Below are 1,086 nucleotides of genomic sequence, written 5' to 3'. Positions count from 1 at the left end.
TCCCGGCCTCACCCCCGTGGATCCTTGCTCCCACCGGAACCATGTCCGCGCAAGTGCTTGGCCACGCCGAGCCTTGTTCCCGAGGTAGCGGATCCCTTGCGGATCTGTTGCCCGCGGGATCGTGTCCCACCCGGCCTGTTCCGCGTAAGCGATGCCGCGCCAGCACGACGCCCGTCACGATCTACGCCGAAGCGGTCGCGGCCTGGTGCCCGAGATGCGACACCCGCATGGCCGAGTCCCCCGAGCTCTAGCAACTGGGTACGAAGATCATCGCCGAGGGACAGATGCGGGCCATCATCTGCGCGGCATGCCCCGTGCAGAGGCCATGCGACGGGTCGCATGGCCGCGCGACTGCGACGCGCGCTCGATGATCCTGACCAGACATTCATCGCAGACGACGGGCTCGAGGGTGGACGAGCCGGCAGGCTGCAATGCGTGCTCCACGGCCAGCTTCTGCGCGAAGTCCGCAAGCTCTTGCTCCGCTCGCTGGAAGGTGGCGTGGTCCGTGTTTCTCAGGTCCACGCTGACCGTCGCACGCGACGGAATTACATTGATGAGGTTCGGGTGCAGTTGGATGGCGCCCACCGTGCCGACCTGACTTTCGCCATAGCCCAGGGGTCGCGCACAATCTTTGGGGCCTGCGAGCGTGGCGGCTCTTTCGCTTGGCGCTTGCGCCGCGCGCCCGCGCGATTGCGGAAGAATGGCGACTTGCTGTATTCGGGCGCTCCGGTCCTGCTGAGTGGCCGGCGTCAACTACCGTGTCCGCCGGCTGGTGTGCCCGAAACTATCCGCCACGTTCGTGCTTGGCTCCTAGCTCAATTAAGACGGCAGCGACCGGGAAGATCCGTCATCATTTTTTGGTCGAGCAAACAAAAATGCGATCGGGGTCAGGGAAACAGAAAAAAGTCCCGTAATGCCAACAACAGCTGCTGTATTTCGTTCGAGAGAATTTCTATCCGCCTGGCGATCGAAAAAGTAAAAACCAATACCGAACACTACGGCGAAAATAAAAATCAAATGGTATGCAATCGAAAGGTAAGTTATTGCGGTCAGTTGTTCACTCGATAAAGCTTCAATCCTATCTTT

2 protein-coding genes are annotated in these 1,086 nt (G+C 60.4%); both read right to left on the bottom strand.

Going from position 1 to position 1,086, the window contains the following annotated elements; genetic code table 11:
• Nucleotides 1-294 precede the first annotated feature (294 nt).
• Nucleotides 295-585, bottom strand: a complete 291-nt coding sequence (locus AC1DY5_RS56735; protein WP_478122887.1) for a peptidase dimerization domain-containing protein — start codon at nucleotides 583-585, stop codon at nucleotides 295-297.
• A gap of 234 nt (nucleotides 586-819) precedes the next feature.
• Nucleotides 820-1,086, bottom strand: a 267-nt coding sequence (locus AC1DY5_RS56730; RefSeq protein ID WP_478122886.1) for a hypothetical protein, incomplete at its 5' end; no start/stop codon positions are given.

This window comes from Variovorax sp. P4_D9 (genome assembly GCF_056401695.1).
The sequence above is the reverse complement of the archived record's forward strand: the minus strand, read 5'-3'. Positions and strand labels throughout refer to the sequence as shown.